At 55.4% G+C, this 22,679-nt stretch carries 23 protein-coding genes and 1 tRNA gene; 3 read left to right on the forward strand and 21 right to left on the reverse strand.

The window, feature by feature from the left end; genetic code table 11:
• Positions 1 to 4: 4 nt before the first annotated feature.
• The 5 genes from THINI_RS03095 to THINI_RS03115 all read right to left on the reverse strand — a co-directional run bounded on the left by THINI_RS03095 (position 5) and on the right by THINI_RS03115 (position 5,369).
• A complete protein-coding gene (locus THINI_RS03095) occupies positions 5 to 1,366 on the reverse strand; it encodes an MFS transporter (RefSeq protein ID WP_002707202.1) in 1,362 nt (453 codons plus the stop codon).
• On the reverse strand, positions 1,363 to 2,580 hold the full coding sequence (locus tag THINI_RS03100; protein WP_002707203.1) for an SAM-dependent methyltransferase: 1,218 nt from the start codon (positions 2,578 to 2,580) through the stop codon (positions 1,363 to 1,365). Before THINI_RS03100 ends, THINI_RS03095 begins: the two co-directional genes overlap by 4 nt.
• A complete protein-coding gene (locus THINI_RS03105; protein ID WP_002707204.1) occupies positions 2,580 to 3,347 on the reverse strand; it encodes a DUF1365 domain-containing protein in 768 nt (255 codons plus the stop codon). The genes THINI_RS03100 and THINI_RS03105 overlap by 1 nt, the downstream gene beginning before the upstream one ends.
• A complete protein-coding gene (locus THINI_RS03110; protein ID WP_002707205.1) occupies positions 3,344 to 4,678 on the reverse strand; it encodes an NAD(P)/FAD-dependent oxidoreductase in 1,335 nt (444 codons plus the stop codon). The genes THINI_RS03105 and THINI_RS03110 overlap by 4 nt, the downstream gene beginning before the upstream one ends.
• A gap of 133 nt (positions 4,679 to 4,811) precedes the next feature.
• On the reverse strand, positions 4,812 to 5,369 hold the full coding sequence (locus THINI_RS03115) for a YqiA/YcfP family alpha/beta fold hydrolase (protein WP_002707206.1): 558 nt from the start codon (positions 5,367 to 5,369) through the stop codon (positions 4,812 to 4,814).
• A gap of 76 nt (positions 5,370 to 5,445) precedes the next feature.
• On the opposite strand from THINI_RS03115, the gene THINI_RS03120 reads away from it, so the two are divergent.
• Together THINI_RS03120 and THINI_RS03125 are read left to right on the forward strand one after the other, a co-directional pair.
• A tRNA-Met gene (locus THINI_RS03120) sits at positions 5,446 to 5,522 on the forward strand.
• A gap of 428 nt (positions 5,523 to 5,950) precedes the next feature.
• On the forward strand, positions 5,951 to 7,267 hold the full coding sequence (locus THINI_RS03125) for a vWA domain-containing protein (protein WP_002707207.1): 1,317 nt from the start codon (positions 5,951 to 5,953) through the stop codon (positions 7,265 to 7,267).
• A gap of 172 nt (positions 7,268 to 7,439) precedes the next feature.
• Here the strand turns inward: THINI_RS03125 and THINI_RS23095 are convergent, their stop codons facing one another.
• From THINI_RS23095 to cysM, 6 genes are all read right to left on the reverse strand, one after another.
• Positions 7,440 to 8,582 (reverse strand): formylglycine-generating enzyme family protein, encoded by a 1,143-nt coding sequence (locus THINI_RS23095; RefSeq protein WP_050987989.1) that lies wholly within the window; start codon positions 8,580 to 8,582, stop codon positions 7,440 to 7,442.
• A 23-nt stretch (positions 8,583 to 8,605) separates the two neighbouring features.
• Positions 8,606 to 9,571 carry a toll/interleukin-1 receptor domain-containing protein gene (locus tag THINI_RS23100; protein ID WP_002707209.1) on the reverse strand — a complete coding sequence of 322 codons (966 nt, stop codon included), beginning with the start codon at positions 9,569 to 9,571 and terminating at the stop codon, positions 8,606 to 8,608.
• Between the two features lie 131 nt (positions 9,572 to 9,702).
• The gene (locus THINI_RS03140; protein ID WP_002707210.1) at positions 9,703 to 10,074 is read right to left on the reverse strand and encodes a type II toxin-antitoxin system RelE/ParE family toxin; all 372 of its coding nucleotides are present in this window, start codon (positions 10,072 to 10,074) and stop codon (positions 9,703 to 9,705) included.
• A 2-nt stretch (positions 10,075 to 10,076) separates the two neighbouring features.
• The gene (locus THINI_RS03145; protein WP_002707211.1) at positions 10,077 to 10,355 is read right to left on the reverse strand and encodes a type II toxin-antitoxin system Phd/YefM family antitoxin; all 279 of its coding nucleotides are present in this window, start codon (positions 10,353 to 10,355) and stop codon (positions 10,077 to 10,079) included.
• Positions 10,356 to 10,409: 54 nt separating this feature from the next.
• The gene (locus tag THINI_RS03150) at positions 10,410 to 11,669 is read right to left on the reverse strand and encodes an FGGY-family carbohydrate kinase (RefSeq protein ID WP_002707212.1); all 1,260 of its coding nucleotides are present in this window, start codon (positions 11,667 to 11,669) and stop codon (positions 10,410 to 10,412) included.
• A 4-nt stretch (positions 11,670 to 11,673) separates the two neighbouring features.
• Entirely contained in the window at positions 11,674 to 12,567 is an 894-nt protein-coding gene (gene cysM, locus THINI_RS03155; protein ID WP_002707213.1) for a cysteine synthase CysM, read from the reverse strand.
• A gap of 143 nt (positions 12,568 to 12,710) precedes the next feature.
• On the opposite strand from cysM, the gene THINI_RS23105 reads away from it, so the two are divergent.
• On the forward strand, positions 12,711 to 14,621 hold the full coding sequence (locus THINI_RS23105; protein WP_050987990.1) for an ATP-binding protein: 1,911 nt from the start codon (positions 12,711 to 12,713) through the stop codon (positions 14,619 to 14,621).
• Here the strand turns inward: THINI_RS23105 and acpS are convergent.
• From acpS to THINI_RS03210, 10 genes are read right to left on the reverse strand one after another with little or no spacing between them, the layout of a single operon-like run.
• Complete coding sequence (gene acpS, locus THINI_RS03165; RefSeq protein WP_002707215.1) at positions 14,562 to 14,948, reverse strand: holo-ACP synthase; 387 nt, start codon at positions 14,946 to 14,948, stop codon at positions 14,562 to 14,564. The two genes, THINI_RS23105 and acpS, sit on opposite strands and share 60 nt — an antisense overlap.
• Positions 14,949 to 15,008: 60 nt before the next feature.
• The gene (gene pdxJ / locus THINI_RS03170; RefSeq protein ID WP_002707216.1) at positions 15,009 to 15,770 is read right to left on the reverse strand and encodes a pyridoxine 5'-phosphate synthase; all 762 of its coding nucleotides are present in this window, start codon (positions 15,768 to 15,770) and stop codon (positions 15,009 to 15,011) included.
• On the reverse strand, positions 15,763 to 16,521 hold the full coding sequence (gene recO / locus THINI_RS03175) for a DNA repair protein RecO (RefSeq protein WP_050987991.1): 759 nt from the start codon (positions 16,519 to 16,521) through the stop codon (positions 15,763 to 15,765). The genes pdxJ and recO overlap by 8 nt, the downstream gene beginning before the upstream one ends.
• Positions 16,452 to 17,339, reverse strand: coding sequence for a GTPase Era (era, locus tag THINI_RS03180; protein WP_002707218.1), 888 nt, complete (start codon positions 17,337 to 17,339; stop codon positions 16,452 to 16,454). The genes recO and era overlap by 70 nt, the downstream gene beginning before the upstream one ends.
• A complete protein-coding gene (rnc, locus tag THINI_RS03185) occupies positions 17,336 to 17,998 on the reverse strand; it encodes a ribonuclease III (RefSeq protein ID WP_002707219.1) in 663 nt (220 codons plus the stop codon). The genes era and rnc overlap by 4 nt, the downstream gene beginning before the upstream one ends.
• Positions 17,995 to 18,378, reverse strand: a complete 384-nt coding sequence (locus THINI_RS03190) for a DUF4845 domain-containing protein (RefSeq protein WP_002707220.1) — start codon at positions 18,376 to 18,378, stop codon at positions 17,995 to 17,997. Before THINI_RS03190 ends, rnc begins: the two co-directional genes overlap by 4 nt.
• Before the next feature lie 49 nt (positions 18,379 to 18,427).
• On the reverse strand, positions 18,428 to 19,192 hold the full coding sequence (gene lepB / locus THINI_RS03195; RefSeq protein WP_002707221.1) for a signal peptidase I: 765 nt from the start codon (positions 19,190 to 19,192) through the stop codon (positions 18,428 to 18,430).
• 19 nt (positions 19,193 to 19,211) lie between these two features.
• Complete coding sequence (gene lepA / locus THINI_RS03200) at positions 19,212 to 21,017, reverse strand: translation elongation factor 4 (RefSeq protein WP_002707222.1); 1,806 nt, start codon at positions 21,015 to 21,017, stop codon at positions 19,212 to 19,214.
• A complete protein-coding gene (locus tag THINI_RS03205; protein WP_002707223.1) occupies positions 21,010 to 21,267 on the reverse strand; it encodes a glutaredoxin family protein in 258 nt (85 codons plus the stop codon). The genes lepA and THINI_RS03205 overlap by 8 nt, the downstream gene beginning before the upstream one ends.
• Positions 21,254 to 22,657: a Do family serine endopeptidase gene (locus THINI_RS03210; RefSeq protein WP_002707224.1), complete on the reverse strand. Its 1,404-nt coding sequence runs from the start codon at positions 22,655 to 22,657 to the stop codon at positions 21,254 to 21,256. The genes THINI_RS03205 and THINI_RS03210 overlap by 14 nt, the downstream gene beginning before the upstream one ends.
• Positions 22,658 to 22,679: the final 22 nt, after the last annotated feature.

Genomic DNA, 22,679 nt, shown 5'->3' on the forward strand with positions numbered 1-22,679 from the left:
ATCCTCAATCTTCATGCTGCTGCACCCGGCCATGAAGAGCAGAAGGGTAAGCAGAATAGAGCGAATTCGCATAACTCATCTCCCAATAATCACGGAAGTCGACTTCACTGAACGGGAAGCGCCACATGCGCCAGATCACCCAACCTTTCAGCAACACCGGCAAGCCGGCGTAAAGTAGCGCCAGCGCCCACAAGGCTTCAGAAGACTGTTCGGTTGCGTCTGCCCTGAACCCAGCCCATTCCAGCAGCGGGAACGCAATACCGACCGCCAGCGCCAAGGCCAGTTTGGTCAGCAAGCCCCACAGGCCAAACAGCAAGCCGGTATTAGGGCTGCCCTGATGCTGCATCTGCTGGGCAATATCGGCCTGCATGGAGGCGGGCAAAGCGACATCCGCCCCCAGCGCCAGCCCACTAATCACACAGATGCCGAAAAACCAGTACAGATCACCCGCACCCAGCCACGGAACCCACACGAACCCCAGCACTGACAACCCAAGCGCCAACACCCATGCCCGACTCTTGTCGATGTGTCTGGCAAACCACAACCACAGCGGCAGACCAAGAACACCGCTAAGGAAATAGGCCATCAGCACCATTCCTGCCTGTTCAGGGGCTTGCAACACATGGGTAACAAACAGGATGAACAAGGTGGCAGGCAGGGCGTTGGCTAAACTGTTAACAAAGTAAGCGGGCAGCAACTGGCGTATCGCGGGATGTGCTGAGAGAATGCTGCCCACCTTGCGCAAGTGCGCGAACCAGCGGTTGTGGCGGCGTTCCACCAGCCACAACAAGGCAGGGACGAGGGATAAAGGCAACAGGAACCAAATAGCGGTAGCCAGGGTTCCCAGCGTAGCAGCGGCTTGCTCATTGGTTCCCAGCAGGAAGGGCAAGGTAACCACCAACACGGTGCCAATAATCGCGAACACTTCGCGGCTGGCGGCCAGCGCGCTTTTGCCGTGGTAATCGCGGGTCATTTCCGCGCCCCATGCCTGCCACGGCACGTTGATCAGTGTCCAGCCCAGATAAGTAATGCTTGACCAGATGAACAGGTAGTAAGCATCAACTGTACCACTTGGGCGTAGCAGGTATTCGATACCGGTCAGCAGCAAGGGCGCGCCCAGCAGCATGAACAACTTGCGCCGCCCAAGACGGCTGTGCAGCTTGTCGTTGGCCCAACCAATCAGCGGGTCGGTGAAAACATCCAGCGCGCGCGCCGCCAGCAGGGCGATGCCAACCACCGTCAACGGCAAACCCAGATCCTGCGCATAAAATGTCGGTAGATAGACGTATAGTGGCAAGCCCAGCATCGCCAGCGGCAAGCCCGGCAAACCGTAGAACAGCAATTGGCGATAGTAGGCGGTTTTCACAAGCGAGGTTTCTCCAAGGTCAACTGGATCACGTCAATGCGCCCTTCGTTGAAGCCTGCTTCGCAATAGGCCAGGTAGTAACGCCACAAGCGCTCAAAGCGTTGGTCATAACCCAGTGGCCGCAGTGCAGGCAGGGCGGCACGGAAGCGCGCATCCCATTCCGCCAGTGTACGGGCATAATCCTGCCCAAAGCCAATACGGTTGATTTGCTTAAGGTTGCTGCCCGCCACCAGCCGGTCGAGCTGTGCGGGGCAAGGTAACATGCCGCCGGGGAAGATGTAGCGCTGGATGTAATCGGCACGGGAACAGTAAGTATCAAACCATTCATCGCCGATGGTGATGATTTGCAGCACAGCGCGGCCACCCGGTTTCAGGTGCTTTTCCAGTGCATGGAAATAGGTTTCCCAGTATTCCCGTCCGACCGCTTCAAACATTTCGATGGAAACGATGTGGTCGTAAGCGCCTTCGATGTGGCGGTAATCGCGCAGTTCCATGCGGGTCTGCGTGCCGAAACCTTGCAGTCGTTGTTGCGCCCAGGCCAGTTGTTCGTGGGAAAGGGTGACGCCATGCACCTTGCAGCCTGCTTGCGCTGCCATTGCCGCAAAACCGCCCCAGCCGCAGCCGATTTCGAGGATTGCCTGCCCCGGTTTTGCCCCCAGTTCGTCGAGGATGCGCTGGTATTTGGCCTGTTGCGCCTGCTTCAGCGTCATGCCGGGCTGGGTGTAGAGGGCGGCGGAATAGGTCATGCTTGCATCCAGCCATTCGCGGTAGAAATCATTGCCCATGTCGTAGTGATGGGCAATGTTCTTGCGGCTGTTGCGGATGCTGTTGCGGCGCAGCTGGTGGAACCAGTTGGCGGGCTTGCGCAGCAATTTGCGGTTGTCGAGGGTATTGCCGAACTGTTCCCAGTTACGCAGCAGCAAGGTCAGCAAATCGGCAGGCTTGTCGCTTGACCAATCGCCTGCGAGGTAGGCCTCCCCAAAACCAAGGTCGCCCTTGCCCAGGCATTTCAGCGCCAACCTCAGGGGGTGATGAATGTGGATGCTGGCGTGCAGTTCATCGGAATGCCCGACAATGTAGCTTTCCCCGTCCAGATGAATGCTGAGCCTGCCGTGCTGGATACGCGCCAGGGTCGCAATCAGCCAGCGCTTGAAAGTGGGCAGTTGCGCCAGTTGCAGGACAAGCGGTTGGGGCAGGGTATTTTCCATGCTCATCAGGTAATCTCCTCGGTCGGTGGTCTAGGCTTGCGGAAAAATTTCGCACCTTTAAGCCAGATTTTTAGCGCTTGCCAGTGGATCAGCGCCATGACTTTCAGCGTGACAAACGGGATGCTCAGGAACTGGCGCAGCAGTACGCCGGTGGAAAACGGCTGGCGGATGCCTTGCTGGCTGGCGACCAGCATCAGCTCGTCACCCTCGTATTCGTGGATGAGCACATTGAGTTTTTCACCCGGCTGATGGATGAAAAACTCATAGCGTGCCTGCATCCCAATAAACGGCGAGACGTGGAACACTTTCTGTTTGCTGCCAGTCACGATGGGGGCAAGCGCTGAACCGTGCTGATGCAGCAGATAATGGTGGTGCTCGCCGAAGGTATTGCGCACCTCGCAAATCACCGCCAACAAGTCACCGTTAGCCGCGTGGCAAAACCACAAGCTCAGCGGGTTGAACCCATACCCGAATATACGCGGCATACACAGCAGCTGGATTTTGCTTACGGGAGAAGAAATGCCGTTTTGTTGCAAAATGTCTTCGACCCAGGGTCGCCAAGGGCTACCATCGCGTGCGCCATGGTCAGCCTGATGCAGGCTGAAGACATTGAACCGGTTGAAGGAAAACAAGGTGTTCCGGCTAACTTCCCCCAACCGGTCAATGTCAATCAGAAAACTGAAAACGCGATAACTGAAGCGGTAACACACAGGAAAGCGCCTGCTGTGCATGACAGTCGAAGGGAAGACGTAAGCAGGCGCGGCAGTGTTCATGCGCGCACCGCCCCAGCTATCGCAAGCGAATGTGCAGGCTGAGGAGTCGGCTCCTGCACCTTAACCCAAGGCGGCGTTACGCCAAAATCACGGCACACTTGCACGGCGGAAGCCAGTGCATCTTCGTGGAAACCGTAACGCGCATAACTGCCGCAGAACCATACCCGGTTTTTGCCTTGCAGGCTGGCCAGTTGCGGCTGGGCATCCATCGCTTGCTGGTCGAAAACAGGGTGTTCGTAAGTCATTTCGGCAATGATGTGTGCGTCACGCGGCAACTCATATGGATTGAGAGTGACGAGGTATTGGGTATTGCTATCCAGCCCTTGCAGATTGTTCATCCAATAGGTGGCTGTCATTTGCTGGCGGGATTCAGGTCGGCTAGTGGCGAGGTAATTCCACGATGACCAGACCCGCCGGTTACGCGGCATCAGGTGGGTGTCGGTATGCAAATAGGTCTGGTTTTTCTCATAACGGAAACAGCCGAGAATGCGTTGTTCCGCTTCATCAGGCTGTGCCAGCAAAGCCAACGCCTGGTCAGCGTGGCAGGCGAAAATCACGGCGTCGAAGTCGTGTTTTTCTTCATGGGCAAACACGCTGGCACTATCGGCTTGGCGTTCTACCCGGATAGCGCCAGGTTTGAGCGTGATCTGGCCTTCCATCTCTGCCAACAACTTGCGCACATAGACAGAACTTCCTCCGCAAACCGTTTTCCACTGGGGGCGATTGCTGATGTCGATCAGGCCGTGATTGGCAAAAAAGCGGAGGAAGCTGAGCGCGGGAAACTTCAGCATGGTGTCGACCGGGCATGACCAGATGGCTGCCCCCATCGGTAGCAGGTAGTGTTCACGCATGTCGGCGGAAAAATGGTAACTGTCAAGCATTTGACCCAGGCTCAGGCCGTGGGTCTGGGCAGGCGCATCCAGCAACTGGTGGGCAACGCGGTTGAAACGCAGGATTTCCGCCAACAGTTTCCAGTGGCGTGGGCGGAACAGGTTTTTGCGCTGGGCAAACAGGGTGTTGACGCTGGAACCGGCGTATTCCAGCTCCCCCTTGTTCAGTGAAAAGGCAAACGACATGTCGGTGTTGCGGGTAGGGATTACCAGTTCCTCGAACAAACCGACCAGATTAGGATAGTTGCGCTCGTTGTAGACGATGAAACCGGTATCGACCGGTATGCTGCATTCCTGTTCCGGTACATCGATAGTATGCGTGTGGCCACCGATGTAGGTGTTTTTTTCAAACAGCGTTACCCGATGCTGTTTATGGAGTAGCCAAGCCGAGGCAAGGCCGGTGATGCCGGAACCAATGATGGCGATATGTTTGCTGTGCATGTGCGCTCCATCCCTTTTGCATAACTTGTACCTTATATGTACTAGGTATTATTAAAGATGGATGCAGGAAACTTCCAGAAAACAAAATATCTGTGTGGTTATAGGGATAACCTTGGTTTTGTATAGGTTTTGATTAGAAGCGGTCGATCAAGTCCAGTACATCGTGAAAATGGGTGAAGCCGTGGTTGCCGCCCTGGAATACCAGTTGGTGGGACTTGCGGTAGTAGGCGGTTGCATCCCGCCAATCCAGGGTTTTGTCGCCATTTTCCAGCATAAGCAGCATGTTTTCAGGGTTGGCGGGGGCAAGCTGGTCAAGTGCGTCGAGTTCGTCAAGATGCGCCTGGGTAAATTGGTAGCTGCCGTCACTGTGCCAATATTGCTGAGTGGTTCCTGCCAGTGGCCGTAACAGCAATGCGGGGTGAACTGCGGGGTTGATCAGCGCGGCCTTGAGGCCAAACCGGGCAACCAGATGAGTGGCATAGAAGCCGCCGAGGGAACTGCCGATCAGTTTGGGCGGGGTGGGGGCGGATTCAATCAGTCCGGCAAGCAGGTCAATGGCTTCGGCAGGCCGGTTTGGCAAGTCAGGGCTGAGCCATTCCTGCGCACGATTGCGGCTTTCCAACCAGTGTTTCAGTACCTGTGACTTGTCGGACAGGGATGAAGAATTGAATCCGTGAATGTATAACAGCATAAGCTTAACAGCCTCTGAATTTTGGTAAAAATAGCATTGACAGCCCCACCCCTAACGACTATTATGCCTGCCTCTTGGCTATGTAGCTCAGTTGGTTAGAGCACATCACTCATAATGATGGGGTCACTAGTTCGAATCTAGTCATAGCCACCATCGAATTCAAAGGGTTGCATCTTAACAGGTTCAGCCCTTTTTCGTTTTGGTTATTTTTTACCTTTTTCTGGTCACAGATTTAGTCACAGGATTTGCTTGCCAGGATAGCAGCAACCGGCTCTGGCGTATGACATCCTCTATACACAAGAACTTATATCATGGGGAAACCAAGTCCACCCCGACTGGTGGATTGGGTGTAAACCAAAGTGCGAAATTGCCGACGAATTCAGAAAGCCATCAACGGCGATGAATGGCAAACTTGCACCATTAATAGCGGGAAAAGTCACTATGCCCATCCCCCTAACGACAATGCTTGCGCAAGCTGCTGTTAAGTAAAGCATCGGCAAATACCATTTAGCCAGCGATGGCGAGCCAATTTGCCCACTGGATTGTATCCTCTTACCATTGCACCTTTCCCGGAATCTGGAATGCTGCACAACATGCCCGATCTTGACCTCAAAGCCATCGAAAACAAGCTGGTTGCCGCCCGCACCAAGCTGATCCTGGACAAGCCATTCCTGGGGGCGTTGGTGTTGCGCTTGCCGTTACAGGCTGCCAATCCTGCTTGGTGTCCGACCACCGGCACGGATGCGCGCAAGTTCTATTACAACCCCGAATACGTGCAGGAACTGCGTACCGATGAGGCGCAATTTGTCCTTGCCCACGAAGCGCTGCACTGCGCCCTGTCGCATTTCGCCCGCCGCCAGCATCGCGTCAAGCACCGCTGGGATCTGGCCTGCGACTATGCCATCAACCCGATCCTGCTCGAAGATGGCCTGAAACCACCGCCCGGCATGATCATGATGAAGGAATACGTCGGCATGTCCGCCGAGGAGATTTACCCGCTCCTCGACGACAACGACATGACCGAGACGATGGATCAACACCTGTACGACAAGGAAACCGACCCATCCGAAGGCAGCCGCGACAAGAGCGAAAACCCGCTGGACAACCGTGACAAACAGGAAGAACCACCTCCCCCCAAAGAGTCAGAACCCGATTCCAGCAACGCCCCGGAACAAGGCGAAGCATCCAAGGGCAGTGGCCAACAGCAGGAATTCGACGAACAGTCAGCCGGTGGCGAGCCTCCCCCACCGCCGCTGAGCCAGCAGGAAGCCGACGACCTCAGCGTGCAATGGCAACAGCGTCTGGCCGGGGCAGCCCAGCAGGCGCAACAGGCGGGCAAGCTCAGTGGCGTGATGAAACGCTTGGTGGAAGAATTGCTGCAACCGCGCCTGCCGTGGCGCACCTTGCTGGCGCACTACATGACCGCCGTGGCACGGGATGATTACAGTTACACCCGCCCGTCCTCCCGGCGCGGCGACCCGGCCATTTTCCCCACCCTCAAGAGCCACCAAATCAACGCGGTAGTGGCGCTGGACGTGAGCGGTTCCGTCACCGACAAGGAATTGCAGGCTTGCCTGTCGGAAATCAACGCCATCAAGGGGCAAGTGCGCGCTGCTGTCACCCTGTTGGCTTGTGATTCCGAGGTAGTTGAAGGTTTCCCGCGCCGCTTCGAGCCGTGGGAGGAAGCTACTTTGCCGCAGGACATGCCGGGGGGTGGCTCCACCGATTTCCGCCCGGTGTTCGAGTGGACACAGCAGCAGGATCAGCAGCCGGACATACTGGTGTACTTTACGGATGCGCAGGGTTTTTTCCCGAAAGTGCAGCCGAATTTTCCAGTGATCTGGCTGGTGAAAGGACGGTCACAAGTACCGTGGGGAACTCGGGTGCAGTTGAATTGAAATTGAAAAATTTTCCGTCGCCGCTACGCGGCGAAGCCCTCACCCTAACCCTCTCCCCGAGGGAGAGGGAATAAGACACCACTGAGAAGCCTCCCTTAAGACGCAATAACGTGCAAACACAAAAGGTTTCGGCAACAAAAGGTAAAGGAAAAAGGGTAAGCCTCCGCTTACGCTACGGCGTCCTGGCAACGCGAAAACCCACATAACTGCCCCGGGCGGCTGGTCCGGGCCTGAGGCGGGAGGCCGCACGTACAAAACCCCGCCAGCAGTACCAGGCACCACCGCGAACCACAAGGGAACCACTTCCCCTAGAACACTGCCGTTCGCTGCCATTGTAAGCAGCCGTGTAGGCAGAACATGTCCACTCCGAGACATTACCCAACATGTCATGCAGACCGTAGGCATTGGCTGAAAAGCGGCCTACCGGACTGGTCTCTGCGTAACCATCATTGCAGGAAAAAGAGCTTGCAAATGGATATTTGGCAATAGACGCCGTATCAGCAACATTCTCATAACGGCAAACAGCCTGATTGGCTGGGTCATCCCCCCAGTAACGGGTGGTTTCAGTCATTGCACGGGCAGCATATTCCCACTCGACCTCAGTCGGCAAACGGTAATCCCGGCCAGTTTGCTCCCCTAGCCAGCCGACATAAGCATTGGCATCATTCCAGCCCACACAAACCACGGGGTGCTGCTCCGTCTGGGCAAAGCCAGGGTCACGCCAACTGCGCCCACCGACCCAACCAAAATCTTTCCCCGTCCAGGAAAAACACCCTTCTTCTCCACCAACATTCTTTTCGGCATCCGTGCGATAGCCAGTGGCCTCCACGAAACGCCGGAACTGCCCAACTGTCACCTCATACCTGGCTATCTCAAAACCGGGTTCGACGCAGACCTTGTGCTGGCGCTCATCAGCATAAAATTCATCATATATTTTCTGGCCCGCAGATTCGATCAGCCACTGCTTTTCAGCAGCAGATTGCCCCATCTGGAAACAGCCCTGCTTGATGGCAACCATTTCCGGGGAAATCTGGCGGATGAACTCGCCTTTTTTGCGCTGCTCGGCTATGGCTGCTGCCTCTGCTTGCTGTTTTGCAAGCGCCTCCGCTGCCACTTTAGCCTCGCGCTGCTTACGCTTTTCTTCAGCCTTCTTTGCGTCTGCCGCCGCTTTAGCTTTACGCTTGTCATCGGCTATCTTTTGCGCTTTAGCTGCCGCCTCGTCCTGCTGCTTGCGTTTTTCCATTGCCATTTCTTCAAGGGTCTGGGATTCCGCGTTAATGGCAGGGGCAAAACCGAGAACCAAACTTGCGGACACGGCAAGTGTTACCGAGAAAACGCTTAGTTGTCCTTGCATTCTGATAAACCTTTGTAGAATTTTGTCTCGTCGCTATAACCTGCTGCAATTGCCCGTTTGAACAAATCACAGTATGTTTTCGGTTCCGCCTTCAAACCCTCCCTCTCAAGGTAATGCGCCAAAGCAAGGACATGCATGGCTTCCCCATCACCAGACGTCACCTTTTTCTCCAGCCAATCGAGGGAAGGCTTCCAACAGATTTCGTCCTTGCCTTTCAGACATTCCCTGACCTGCTGCATGGTCAGCTCCGGCTTTTCCGGTGGAGGCGGGGGTGCAGGCGTTTCAACAGGAGGGGAGGAGACATTTCCAAACAACTTGTCCCAATTGGCGTACAAGGCTCCCGTCGTCAACATGATTGCCGACACAAAAAAACCTATTGTGAGAAACGACACTGTTTTCGGTGACGGAGGAACGTCACCAGAATGAAAAGGTTCCGGGGAAGGTTCTGGCATTAACCGCGCCACAACGGGTTCAGGGAATTGTGGCTTGAGTGGTTGCGGGTGCTGGATGACAGGTTCGGATGGCGGCGGCGGCGGTTCTTCTGCAGCAGGTTTGGCGGAAGGTTCACAATGCAAGGCAACCGCACGCAGCAATTGCTGGAAACGGGGGTCGGTTTCCTTGCCCTTCCAGCCAGTCAGGTCTGCCGTGTGGATGCGCCCAAACGGCATGGGCGGCTCTACGGCCTGATACAGTACGGGAACCAGAATCCGGCGGGCAAGCGCCCGGGTGCTTTCCTCTTTCACCCAATAGGACTTGACCGACTCCTTTGACCACACAGTCACCACGCAACGACTGGCATTCAGGGCTGCCTTGATGATTTCCTCAAAATCCTGCCCTGGCAAAATTTCAGGATCCCACCAGACATCATAACCCTGCTTCTCCAAAGCCTTGGCAAGTGTCTCGACCCAGGGTTTGTCCCTGCGGCTGTAACTGATAAAAATGTCGCTCATGACGGATGAAAGTGGATGATCTGTTTTTAACCCGCCCGCATGATAACCGAAATCCTGTTAAATTGGGAAAACAATTACCCCAATTTATGTCAAGGACGCATCAATTACATGAGTTTCGAGTGATCCCTATCTCAATCCCACTTGCGCATGTCGTAAGCCAGTTGCCGTTGGTGCTTGATCGCCAGCAGGGAAACCGTGGTTTCTTTCAACAGGTACAGGATCACGTATTCACGGCTTTGGTATTGGCGGATGCTCATGTTTTCCTGCAAACGGCCACGCAGTTTTTCCTGGGCGCGACGTACTTCAACCGAACCTGCCGGAAGGCTGCAAAAATCCGCGCCCATGCGGGGAAATTCCTGCAAATTGGGGATGATGTTGCCGAACAACTCGTCCAGCAACTTTTCATATTGGTCGGATTTGCCCATGTCATGACAAAAACAGCGCACAGACTCCAGATTTGCCTCAAAATTGGCAGTGATTTCGATTTGAATCGGGCTGGCCATGCTTAACGCCCGTGCTTGTGGCGAAAATCTTCCAGCGTGATGGTGCGTTGTTGCTCTACATCATCCAGCCCTTTGACGGCTTCATCCAGCAACAGCAGGTGAATGTGCTCCTGTTCCAGACGGTGATAATAATCCAGCTTGCGGGCATCAATCAGGGCCACATAGCTTTCCCCGTTGCGGGTGATGATTTTTTCACGCCCATTCTGGACTTCTTCCGCCAGTTCGCTGAAGCGGGCGCGGATTTGCCCCAGCGGAACAATGTCTTCACTAATATAACCCATTACGATAATCCTTAATGCATTTGTTAACGTTTATTGTAATACATTCATCATCACCTACCAACGACCTGCTGTACCTTTGAGCGCCAGTAACGCCGCCCCGTAAGCAGCTTCATCATGTCTTGCGGGCAACAGAGGAACCCCGATCAGTTTTGCCCGTATTTGCATCCAGGCCGGATTGCGGCTGCCTCCGCCCACCGTGCGCAACGTTTTCGGGTAAGGCGCACCCAACTCATGCAGCTTGCGCCAGCCTTCGTGTTCGATACGGGTCATGCCTTCCAACATGGCTTGCAGGAACTGTACGTCGTCTTGCGGGCGCGGAGCCAGACAGGGTTGCCAGTGTGGATCAGCATGGGGGAAACGTTCACCCGGCCTGGAGAGAGGGTAGTAATCCAGCCCGGTCGGCTCACCAGGACGCAGTTGCGGGGTAAGGCTTTCCAGTTCCGCGCGGGAAAAATGTTGCAACAAAACCGCGCCGCCGCTGTTGGATGCGCCGCCTGCCAGCCACATGTCACCCAGACGATGGCTGTAGATGCCGTATTCCGGCGCGAATACTGGCTGGGCGCTGATGATTTTGAGGGCGATGGTGCTGCCGAGCGAGGTCACTGCATCACCGATCCGGTTTGCGCCGGTAGCGAGGAAGGCGGCGATGCTGTCGGTAGTACCTGCGTGAATGGAAGGAAGAAACCCCTTCCCAGCCCTCCCCTTATCAGGGGAGGGAGCAAGGATTTGCTCCCCCGGTACGAACACCCCAGGCAACAAGTGCTCCGGAACCAAACTTTTCACCCACCTCGGCCATTCCCGTTTCACCGGGTCATAGCCCAGTTTCAGGCAGTTGTTTTCATCGCTGAAACCGAGATGCCCCGCCAGTTTTCCCGCTATCCAGTCGGCTTGATGCAGGGCATGGGCGTGTGGCTGGTTGGGAAAGTTTTCCAGCAACCACAGCAGTTTGGCGAGGCTGCTGGTTGCGCCGTGTGCGCCGCTTTCGCGCGGGGCAACGGTAGCAATACGGCGGGATTGTTCGACGGCGCGGGCGTCATTGTACATGAGCACAGGCGTGGTCGGGTTGCCTTGCGCATCAGTGAGCAGGATAGTGCCGGAAGTGCCATCCACCGCGATGGCTTGCAGGCTGGCACGAATACTGTCCGGCAATTCAGCCAACACTTGTTGGGCGGCAGACCACCACAATTCCGGGGCCTGTTCAACATTGGCGGGGTAAACCACGCGGGTTGCGGCCTGGATGCCGCCCCCAGCGTCGATGACGATCAAGCGGCAGCCGGAAGTGCCAAGATCAATGCCTGCGTACAAACCCTGCATCCGACTAGGCCGGAAACACACCGGTAGAAATGTAACGGTCGCCCCGGTCGCAGATGATGGCGACAATCGTGGCGTTTTCGGTCTCCTGCGACAGACGCAACGCTGCCGCCACCGCACCACCGGACGATACGCCGCAGAAAATGCCTTCTTCGGAAGCCAAGCGGCGCATGACCTCCTCCGCCTCCGACTGGCTCATGTCGATTTCACGGTCGACTTCTGCGCGGTGGAAAATTTCCGGCAGGTATTCCGGCGTCCAACGACGGATGCCGGGAATCTGGTCTGTTTGGGTGGCAGGCTGTACGCCGACAATCTGAATCTCCGGATTCATGGTTTTCAGGAAACGGCCTGTACCCATGATGGTGCCGGTAGTACCCATGCTGCTGACGAAGTGCGTGACCGTGCCGTTGGTGTCGCGCCAGATTTCCGGGCCAGTGCCTTCGGTATGGGCGCGCGGGTTGTCGGGGTTAGCGAACTGGTTCAGCACCTTGCCCTTGCCTTCGCACTCCATTTGCAGGGCGAGGTCGCGTGCACCTTCCATGCTGGCCTCCTTGCTGACCAACACCAGTTCCGCGCCGTAGGCTTTCATGGAGGCGCGGCGTTCGGCGCTCATGGTTTCCGGCATGATCAGCACCATTTTGTAGCCCTTGATGGCGGCGGCCATAGCCAGCGCGATGCCGGTGTTGCCGCTGGTGGCTTCGATCAGGGTGTCGCCGGGTTTGATTTCGCCACGTTCCTCAGCACGGCAGATCATGGAAAGTGCCGGGCGGTCTTTCACCGAACCCGCCGGGTTGTTGCCTTCCAGCTTGACCAGGATGGTGTTGCTGGTCGCGCCGGGCAAGCGTTGCAGGCGCACCAGTGGGGTATTGCCGATAAAATCTTCGATGGTGGGGTAATGCATGATCGTCGCTCTTGTGGTGTGGATAAAGAAAAGCTTACCTGTCGACCTGTTGCAGCACAATCCTTCCAGCGGATTTCACTTGACCTGTCCTACCTTGGAATGCCAAGTTTAACCGGCTAATCATTAAAATAACTGGAAACCGTGTGAAGCCTGCAACAGCACCCCTTGAGCAGCAACTGGCATCCGGGAATTCCCCTGTACGCTATGCAGGCAATATTCCTGTCTCTGCCGCCATGCAGGCGCAAAGCGATAGTGACCTGAATGGCCGCTCCATCAACGGCATTTTCCCGTACATCATTAGCTGGGTAGTCGTGGTGTTGGGGACTGATCTCGTGCAACAACAGCCTGCCCTCGTCTATGGCGTCGGCCTGGTCATGCTGGTGCTGGGGGGGACACGCTGGTTGCTGATGAAAAACTTCCAGCTCTTGTATACACAGAGAAGAAAACTATGGCGCTTGCTGATCAGCTTGAGCCTGATGGTTTCTGCCGGTACGTGGTCACTGTTTACCGCCTGGGGATTGAGTCATGTAGGGGCTTCGGAACAGGAAACCATCATGTTGCTGCCCGTCTTGATGCTTTGCGTGGGCACAACTACCAGCCTTGCACCTCACTTGCCGTTATTTATTGCGTATGTCAATCTCATGATATGGCCGCAGGTTGCGGTGCTGTTGATCATGGCGACGGCCAGTTCCTACAGCATTGCCTTGGCGATCCTGCTGTTCAGTATTGTCACCCAGGCATTTGGTAAAAGTCTCCACCGTGATTACTACCAACTCCTGTATAAAAATGACCTGCTTGAGAAACAGGCCGACACGCTGGCAAAAGCCAAGGAAACCGCCGAAATTGCTAACCAGGCCAAAAGCCGGTTCCTCGCCAATATGAGCCATGAATTGCGCACCCCCATGAACGGTATCCTCGGGGCAAGCGAATTGCTGTTGCCGTTAATGCATACTGCGGAACAAAAGCAATACGTTTCCCTGATCCACCGTAGCGGCAGCACCTTGCTGGCACTGCTGAATGACCTGCTCGACTTTTCCAAAATTGAAGCTGGAAAAATGGATCTGGAAACAACCCCCTACAAACTCGGGGACATGGTGGCTCACCTGGAACATCTGCTGACCATTCAGGCCAGAGAAAAAGGCCTGGCGTTTGTCACCAACATCCAAAGCGGGATAGCCACCTGTATCGAAGGGGATGAACTCCGCACCCAGCAAATCCTGCTCAACCTGCTCGGCAACGCCATCAAGTTTACGGAGCAGGGCAAAATCACCCTGGCTATTACACTGGCAGGCAGTGGGCAATGCCTGCGGTTTGAAGTCAGGGATACCGGCATTGGCATTCCGGCGAAAAAACAGCAACTGCTGTTCAACAGTTTCCAGCAGATGGAATCCTCAACCGCCCGCAAATACGGCGGTACGGGGCTTGGCTTGGCCATTTCCAGACAGCTGGTCAGCCTCATGGAGGGAAAAATTGGCGTCAACAGCACGCCTGGGCAGGGTTCCTGTTTCTGGTTTGAAATACCTTATATCACAGCGCATGAACCCTCTTCCCAACCTGTGTTAGAGCCAGCCCCTCTACAAAGCCCCCTCCTGCGCTCAGGCTGCCGTATCCTGCTGGCCGAAGACAACCCCATTAACCAGCTGATTGCCAAAGCCATGCTGGAAGCCCTCGGCCTGCGCCATATCGAAGTGGCAGAGAATGGTAAACAGGCCATCCAGAAACTGGCGGGGGAAGATTACGACCTGGTACTCATGGATGTGCAAATGCCGGAATGCGATGGTCTGGAGGCAACCCAACGGATTCGGGGAACATTTCCCGGGGATACAATGGCCACCGTCCGCAACCCTGCCATTCCGGTCATCGCCCTGACAGCCAATACCTTGCCCAGCGACATCGAAGCCTGTCTGCAAGCGGGCATGAATGGTCACTTGGGCAAACCGCTGGATTCACAATCCCTGATCGTGGAACTGAGACGCTGGTTACCGGGAAGCTGCCTACAAACCACCCAACAAGATGACGAAAGCCAGCGCGTGGGTGCGCTCGTCAGCGACTGACAACTCGGCGGAAACCACCCCTTGCGCTTCAGCCGTCGCCAGCGTGACGCCATGCAAGTGCAGGATTGGTTTGCCACGCCCGTCATGGGCTGTTTCGATGTCATGCAGGCGGACATCCTGGCCGATTCCTGTACCCAATGCCTTGGCGACCGCTTCCTTGGTGGCAAAACGTTTCGCCAGCCATGCTGGCTTGTTCTTCACGCTATTGAAACGTTCCCGCTCCTGCGGGTGCAAGATGTGTTCGGCAAAGCGTTCGGGGTGGCGTTCCAACATTTTTTCGATGCGGGCGATTTCTACGATGTCAGTGCCAATACCAATGATTTTCAAGGGGAACCCCCTTCTAGCCTCCCCTTATCGGGGGAGGAACAAGAGAAGCGTGCCACTTGCTTAGCCCCTCCCCTGATAAGGGGAGGCGGGGGAGGGGTTTCTTGCTGCCTGCATCAGTTCCAGCATTTCCACCGTAGCCTGGCGGATACCGACGAAAATGGCGCGCGCTACCATGGCGTGGCCAATATTGAGTTCGCGGATGTGTGGTATGGCGGCAATGGCTTGCGTATTCTGGTAATCCAGACCGTGGCCGGCGTTGACCTGGATGCCGAGATCGTGGGCGAACTCAGTAGCCACGCGGATGCGCTCAAATTCGCACTGTTTCGCCTCGCCAACCGCATTGGCGTAAGTACCGGTGTGCAATTCAATGACAGGCGCGCCAATGTCAGGGACGCGGCGGATGTGTTCAATATCCGGCTCGATGAACAGGGAAACGCGGATGTTGGCGGCATTCAAGCGCTGGGTAGCACTACGGATACGTTCAAACTGGCCGATCACGTCCAGCCCACCTTCGGTGGTGAGTTCCTCGCGCTTTTCCGGCACCACGCAGCAATCGTTGGGCATGACATCGCAGGCAATTCCAACCATTTCATCCGTAGCGGCCAGCTCCAGATTCAGGCGGCGGGTGCACAGCTTGCGGATGGCGTAAGCGTCAGCATCCTGAATGTGACGGCGGTCTTCGCGCAGGTGGATGGTGATGGCATGCGCGCCCGCGTCTTCCACCTGCCGCACGGCTTCCAGCAAATCGGGGTATGGCGTGCCACGCGCCTGGCGAATAGTGGCGATGTGGTCGATGTTGACGCCGAGTTCGATGTTATTCATTGAGCAATTGTCTCGCATTCAGGGTTTTGCCTTTCAGCAACATCTGGATCAGGTGGTCGAGCGTGTGGCGCAGTTCCTTGCGCTGTTCGGCGCTCATGGCTTCTGGTTCGCGCAGGGCAATCAGCAGGCCACCGGAAACCGGGATGCCCTTGCCTTCGCCTGCATCCGGGTACAAACCGTGTTCAGGGCGGAAACGATAACGCACCAGCGGCAGTATGTCATGCCCGTCCGCATCGTCGTGCCACAGGTTCAGAACATAGCCCGCCATGGCCAGCACGTCCAGTTCAAACAGTGGCAGCACCAGGCTATCTGTAGGGTCGAGCAAGTGGGTCAAGGTGCGTTGGTAATGGTCGAACAGTTCCGGCTGCGGCTGATGTTGCCACAATCCGCGCAGCAGCAGTTCGTTGGCGTATAGGGCGCGGATCAGGCCAGCGCCTTTCAGCGGGTAACGGCGGGTTTCATCGGCATGGAACAGGGTGAAGACTTCGCCCCTGCCCGTCCAGCTTGCATCCAGCAGACGGAATGGCTCCAGCATCCCCTTAGTGCGGCTTCCCTTGCCTTTAGTGAATTTGGCGACGCAAGTGATCTTGCCTGCCTCGCGGGTGAACATGTCAAGCAACAAGCTGGTATCGCGGTAAGCGTTGCGGCGCAGGATGAAGGCGGGAGTAAGTTCCGGTAGGCTCAGGATGAAATCCCCAAACTGTGCAGATGGCGTGGGCTGTTTTCCCAGTTTTCCTCCACCCGCACCCACAGTTTGAGCATGACCTTGCGTTCAAGAAAGCCTTCCAACGCGATGCGGGCAGAGCTGCCGATACGCTTGAGGGTTTCGCCCTTGCTGCCGATCACAATGCCTTTCTGGTTATCGCGGCTGACCCAGATCACGGCGTTGATTTCGGTCAGTTTGGGCTTTTCATCGAAGGTTTCGATTTCGACGGCGGTGGAATATGGCAGTTCCTGATGCAGGTATTGCATCAACTGCTCGCGGATCAGTTCGCCACAAATGAAACGGGTGGATTGGTCGGTGATGTCGTCTTCCGCGTAAATCCAGTCCTGTTCCGGCATGACCTTGATCAGGGCAGACTTGAGCTGTTCCGTATTGGTTCCTTTGGTGGCAGAGAGCGGGAAAATTTCGCGGAACGGGTATTTCGCCAGCACCTCGGGCAACCAGCCAAGCAGTTTTTCCTTTTTTTCCACCCGGTCAACCTTGTTGGCAACCAGTAATACCGGACATTTGAGATGGGCGAGACGTTGCAACACCAGCGAGTCTTCGTCAGTCCATTTCAACGCTTCGACAATCATGACGACGGCATCCACGCCTTCCAGCGCGGCCACAGCTTCCATGTTGATGGTTTTGTTGAGCAGGCTCTTGGAGGTGCGGTGGATGCCCGGCGTGTCGACAAACACGATCTGGTTGTCACCTTCGGTCAGGATGCCACGGATGCTGTGCCGCGTGGTCTGCGGCTTGTTGGCAATGGCGGAAACCTTGAAACCGATCAGATGGTTCATCAAGGTAGATTTGCCGACATTAGGCCGCCCGACAATGGCGACGTAACCACAACGTTTATTCATGGGCTCACCTGTTCAAAAGCCAGCTTGGCAGCAACCTGTTCGGCCTTACGGCGGCTGCTCGCGGTTCCCTGCGTGCGGATACCCAGGCGCGGAACAACGCATTCCGCCGTAAAGGTTTGGCGATGGGCTTCCCCCTGCACATCCATCAGGTTATATTCCGGCAAGTCATGCCCACGTGACTGCAAAAATTCCTGCAAACGGCTTTTGGGATCTTTGAGATCATCTTCGGAAGGCAAGCTTTCCAGCAATTCGCCATACACTGCCAGCACAAAGGCTTTGGCCGCTTCCAGACCCTGTTCAAGGTAGATGCAGCCAATCAGGGCTTCCAGTGCGTCAGCAAGGATGGATTTACGCCGGAAACCACCACTTTTCAGCTCACCCGGCCCCAGGCGCAGGAAATCCCCGATCGCCAAGTTGGCGGCAATTCCCGCCAGGGCATTTTCATTGACCAGCGAGGCACGCAAACGGCTGAGGTAGCCTTCACTCGCCCGTGGAATCCGCTTATAAAGCTCCGTGGTGATAATTAGACCGAGCACGCTATCACCAAGGAACTCCATCCGCTCGTTATGCTTGCCATCCGCGCTGCGGTGGGTGATGGCGCGGACAAACGTATCCGTCGCCATCAATTCGCTACCCAGTAGCTTTGTCAGTTTGTTCAAGTATCTCCAGCCGCTCCCAGCTCTTTTGAGTATTCAAACGTCATCAGGAAATCAATGTTGGCAACCCAATGTTTGCGCACTTCGTAGCTGACTTCAAGTGCGCGTACATTATCTTTGCCTGGCACCTGCACAATCGAGAAGGCTTCCCTGCTGAGCGTATACATACCATTAATATCAATGAAATTGCCAACTTTACGCCTGATTTGCTGCGTGGTGGCACGCCACATGGAGCTATCGCCAGCAACATCATCAACCAGTGAACGCACAGCATAAAATTCCATGTATAGGGGCACCAGTTTGACCCCGGTAATAAACATGAAAATAACCAAGCCAACACCTGCCACCCAAGTCAGGAAGGTGGCACCTTTTTGTGAACGCATGACTGAATTACCTTTATTGTTATAGATTATTGAGTCCAATAACTATCTATCAGTTGATCGCATTACCAATCCGGGAAGGTTTGAACCCGTCACCACCCAGGTTCATATGCATCCAGATATAGGTCGCCTTGCCGACAACATTGGCTTCCGGCACTAGCCCCCACATACGACTGTCATTACTCATGTCGCGGTTGTCACCCATCATGAAGTAATGGCCTTCCGGCACTGTCAGGGAACCTGTCTTGTTGACAACATTGGGCAACATCAGAATATCATGGGAAACACCCAGCAAATCCTCCGTCAGACGGAAGGTAGGGCGCACGCCGTTATTCTGATCCAGCGCCTCATAGACGCCAACTGACTGGCGATTGAGTTCCACGCCATTGACTTTCAGGGTTTTATTGTCCCATTCCAGGGTATCACCCGGCACACCGACCAGCCGCTTGATGTAATCGACTTTGGGGTTTTCGGGGTAGCGGAATACCACCACATCACCACGCTGAGGTTCCCCGATCGCGAGTATCTTGGTGTGCAGTACCGGCAGGCGCAAACCATACGCAAACTTGTTCACCAGGATGAAATCACCAATTTCCAGGGTAGGCAACATGGAACCAGACGGGATACGGAAAGGTTCAGCCACAAACGAACGCAGCAGCAGCACCAGCAGCAGCACCGGGAAGAATGAGCGGGCGTATTCCACCAACACGGGTTCCTCCCCTTCCGGTTTTTTCCCGGCAAACACGGCGTACAACAGCCAGATGACACCGGTTATCGCGGTAGCCGTGACCAGCCAGAATTCCAGATCAAAGTCCATGTCCTGTCCTTACCAATAATTATTTATCGCTTACTTTCAACACAGCGAGGAAGGCTTCCTGCGGAATTTCCACGCTGCCGACCTGCTTCATGCGTTTTTTGCCTTCTTTTTGCTTTTCCAGCAGCTTGCGCTTGCGGCTGACGTCGCCGCCGTAGCATTTGGCTAGCACGTCTTTACGCATCGCCTTAACGGTGCTACGGGCAATGATGTTGCTGCCAATCGCAGCCTGAATCGCCACCTCAAACATCTGGCGCGGGATCAGGTCTTTCATCTTTTCCACCAGCTGGCGTCCACGTGACTGGGCAAAATCGCGGTGGATCATCAGTGCCAGCGCGTCGACCTTTTCACCATTGACCAGAATATCCACGCGCACCATCGGCGCGGCTTCAAACCGCTCCATCGCGTAGTCGAACGAGGCATAACCACGGCTAACGGATTTCAGGCGGTCGAAAAAGTCCATCACCACTTCCGCCAGCGGCAGTTCAAAGGTCAGGGACACCTGATTACCCATGAACTGCATGTTTTTCTGCACCCCACGCTTTTCGATGCACAGGGTAATGACATTGCCGAGGTATTCCTGCGGAACCAGAATATTGCCGCGAATGATTGGCTCGCGGATTTCCTTGATCTTGTTGACCGGTGGCATTTCCGCAGGGCTGTGGATCATCTGCACTTCGCCGCTGGTCAGCTCTACCTCGTAGAGCACCGTCGGCGCGGTGGTGATCAGGCTGAGGTTGTATTCACGCTCCAGACGTTCCTGCACGATTTCCATGTGTAACATGCCGAGGAAGCCGCAGCGGAAACCGAAACCCAGCGCTTGCGAGGTTTCCGGTTCGTAGAATAGTGCGGAATCATTGAGCTTGAGCTTGGAAAGCGCCTCGCGCAGGTTTTCGTACTGGTCGGATTCAATCGGGAAAATGCCGGCAAACACGCGCGGCTGGATCTCCTTGAAACCGGACAGTGGCTTGTCCGCCGGTTTTTGCGCATCAGTCAGGGTATCACCCACTTTGGCGGCGTCGATGTCCTTGATGCCGGAAATCATGAAACCGACCTCACCGGCGCGCAATGCTTCTAAATCCTTGCTTTTGGGGGTGTAAATACCGACCCGTTCCACCTGGATGTCACGCCCGGTAGACATAAAACGGACTTTCATTTTCTTGCGCAATTCGCCATCGACCACCCGTACCAACACCACCACACCCAGGTAGTTGTCAAACCAGGAGTCAATGATCAAGGCTTTGAGTGGCGCATCCGGGTCGCCCTGAGGAGAGGGGATGCGTTCCACCAGTTGTTCCAGCAGATCTTCGATGCCGATACCGGTTTTGGCACTGACCTTGACCGCATCGGTGGCATCAATGCCGATGATTTCTTCGATTTCGTGGCATACCCGATCGGGGTCGGCAGCGGGCAGGTCAATTTTGTTGAGTACCGGCACCACTTCCAGATCCAGGTCAATGGCGGTGTAACAGTTGGCAACGCTTTGCGCCTCCACACCTTGTGAAGCATCCACCACCAGCAATGCACCATCGCAAGCTGCCAGTGAGCGCGAAACTTCATAGGAAAAATCCACATGCCCTGGCGTGTCGATGAAATTCAGGTGGTAGGTCTCGCCATTGCGCGCCTGATAGTCCAGCGATACGCTTTGCGCCTTGATGGTAATGCCACGCTCACGCTCCAGATCCATGGAATCCAGCACCTGTGCTTCCATCTCACGGTCGCTCAAGCCTCCGCAATGCTGGATGAACCGGTCGGAAAGGGTCGATTTACCGTGGTCAATATGCGCAATAATCGAAAAGTTGCGGATGTTCTTGTTCGCCTCACCCATGCTGTAATGCTTGCCTCAAAATCGCTTCGTCGAAGAAGTGCCGGAATAAGACCCGACCTTCCAATGCCACTACTGGAACATCGGCATTGAAACGCGACTTCAGTTCAGCATCCGCGTCAATGTCTACCAGCACATAGCCAAATTTCAGTTCATCCTGAAATTCAGCCAACAACGCCACCATTTCATCACACAGGTGGCAACCGACGCGATAATACACGGTCAGCAGGGATTTTGCTTCACTCTGTTGCATTTGCCTCTATTTTCATGGCCAGAAAACGCGCGGAACCGTCGCGTTGTACCAGTACTGCCACCGTTTTGCCAGTTTCCAGCGTGTTGGCAATGGTTTGCAGCTGTTCTGGTGAGGCAATTGACTGGCCATCCAGCTGGGTGATGATGTCACCCACTGTTACCCCAGCCCTGCGTGCGGGTTCACCGATGACGGCATCAACCGTTACGCCTGTGGTGCTTGCGTGTGCTGAAACCTGCATACCAAGAATACCGGCAACCGGCGCTGGCTGTGCAGGTGCTTCCGCAGTCTGGGATGCTTTCGCACCATCTTTGTCCAGTTCCGCGACGGTCAGGTAAACATTTTCCCGTTTGCCGCCGCGCAGGATACCAATAGCTACGGATTGCCCCAGCGGGGTGCTGGCGACAATAGGCGGCAAGACGGCAGCGTTGGCAACCGGTTTACCATCAAAGGTGAGGATGACATCGCCTTGCTGCAAAACCCTGGCCGCCGGCCCCGTCATCACGACCTGGGCAACCAGCGCGCCTTCCGGCTTGGCCATATCGAAGGATTGCGCCAGATTGGTATCAATTTCCTGCACATACACGCCAATCCAGCCGCGCGAAACCGAACCTTTGGCTTTCAACTGTTCAATAACGCCACGCGCCACATCAATCGGAATGGCAAAGGAAACCCCCATGAACCCACCCGAACGGCTGTAAATCTGTGAATTGATGCCAACCACTTCGCCTTCCAGATTGAACAATGGCCCGCCGGAGTTGCCGGGGTTGATCGCCACATCGGTCTGGATGAAGGGGACATAGTTTTCATCCGGCAAGCTGCGGCCTTTGGCACTGACAATCCCCGCCGTCGCACTGTGGTCGAAGCCAAACGGGGAACCGATAGCCAATACCCATTCCCCCACTTCCAGTTTCTCTGAAGTCCCCAGTTTCAACACCGGCAAGCCAGTGGCATCCACTTTCAGCAAGGCAATATCGGTGCGTCCATCACTGCCCACGATCCTTGCGGGCAGTTCCCGCCCATCACCCAGCTTGACCTTGATTTCACTGGCAGCATCAACCACATGGTGGTTAGTGACAATGTAACCATCCGCTGAATAAACAAAACCGGAGCCACGTGAATTGCTATCAAAATTGAACGGGTTCCCCCCATCGCTGCCATGGTCGAAAAAGCGCTTCATCAACTCATCAAACAGCTCTTCCGCTTCCGGGGACTGCAATTCCTCAGGCAGCATTTTCTTGGGGGAAAGGGTCTGGCGGGTACTGATATTGACAACGGCAGGGCTGTTTTCCTTAACCAGACCCGCAAACTGGGGTAAATCACGCGCATGCAAAACCCCAACCAACAAAAAAAACCATACAAACAGCACTGTTTGCAGCAACCGTATCAACATGAGAACCCTCTACAGCAAAACA

This window comes from Thiothrix nivea DSM 5205, assembly GCF_000260135.1.
Classification (GTDB): Bacteria; Pseudomonadota; Gammaproteobacteria; order Thiotrichales; family Thiotrichaceae; genus Thiothrix; species Thiothrix nivea.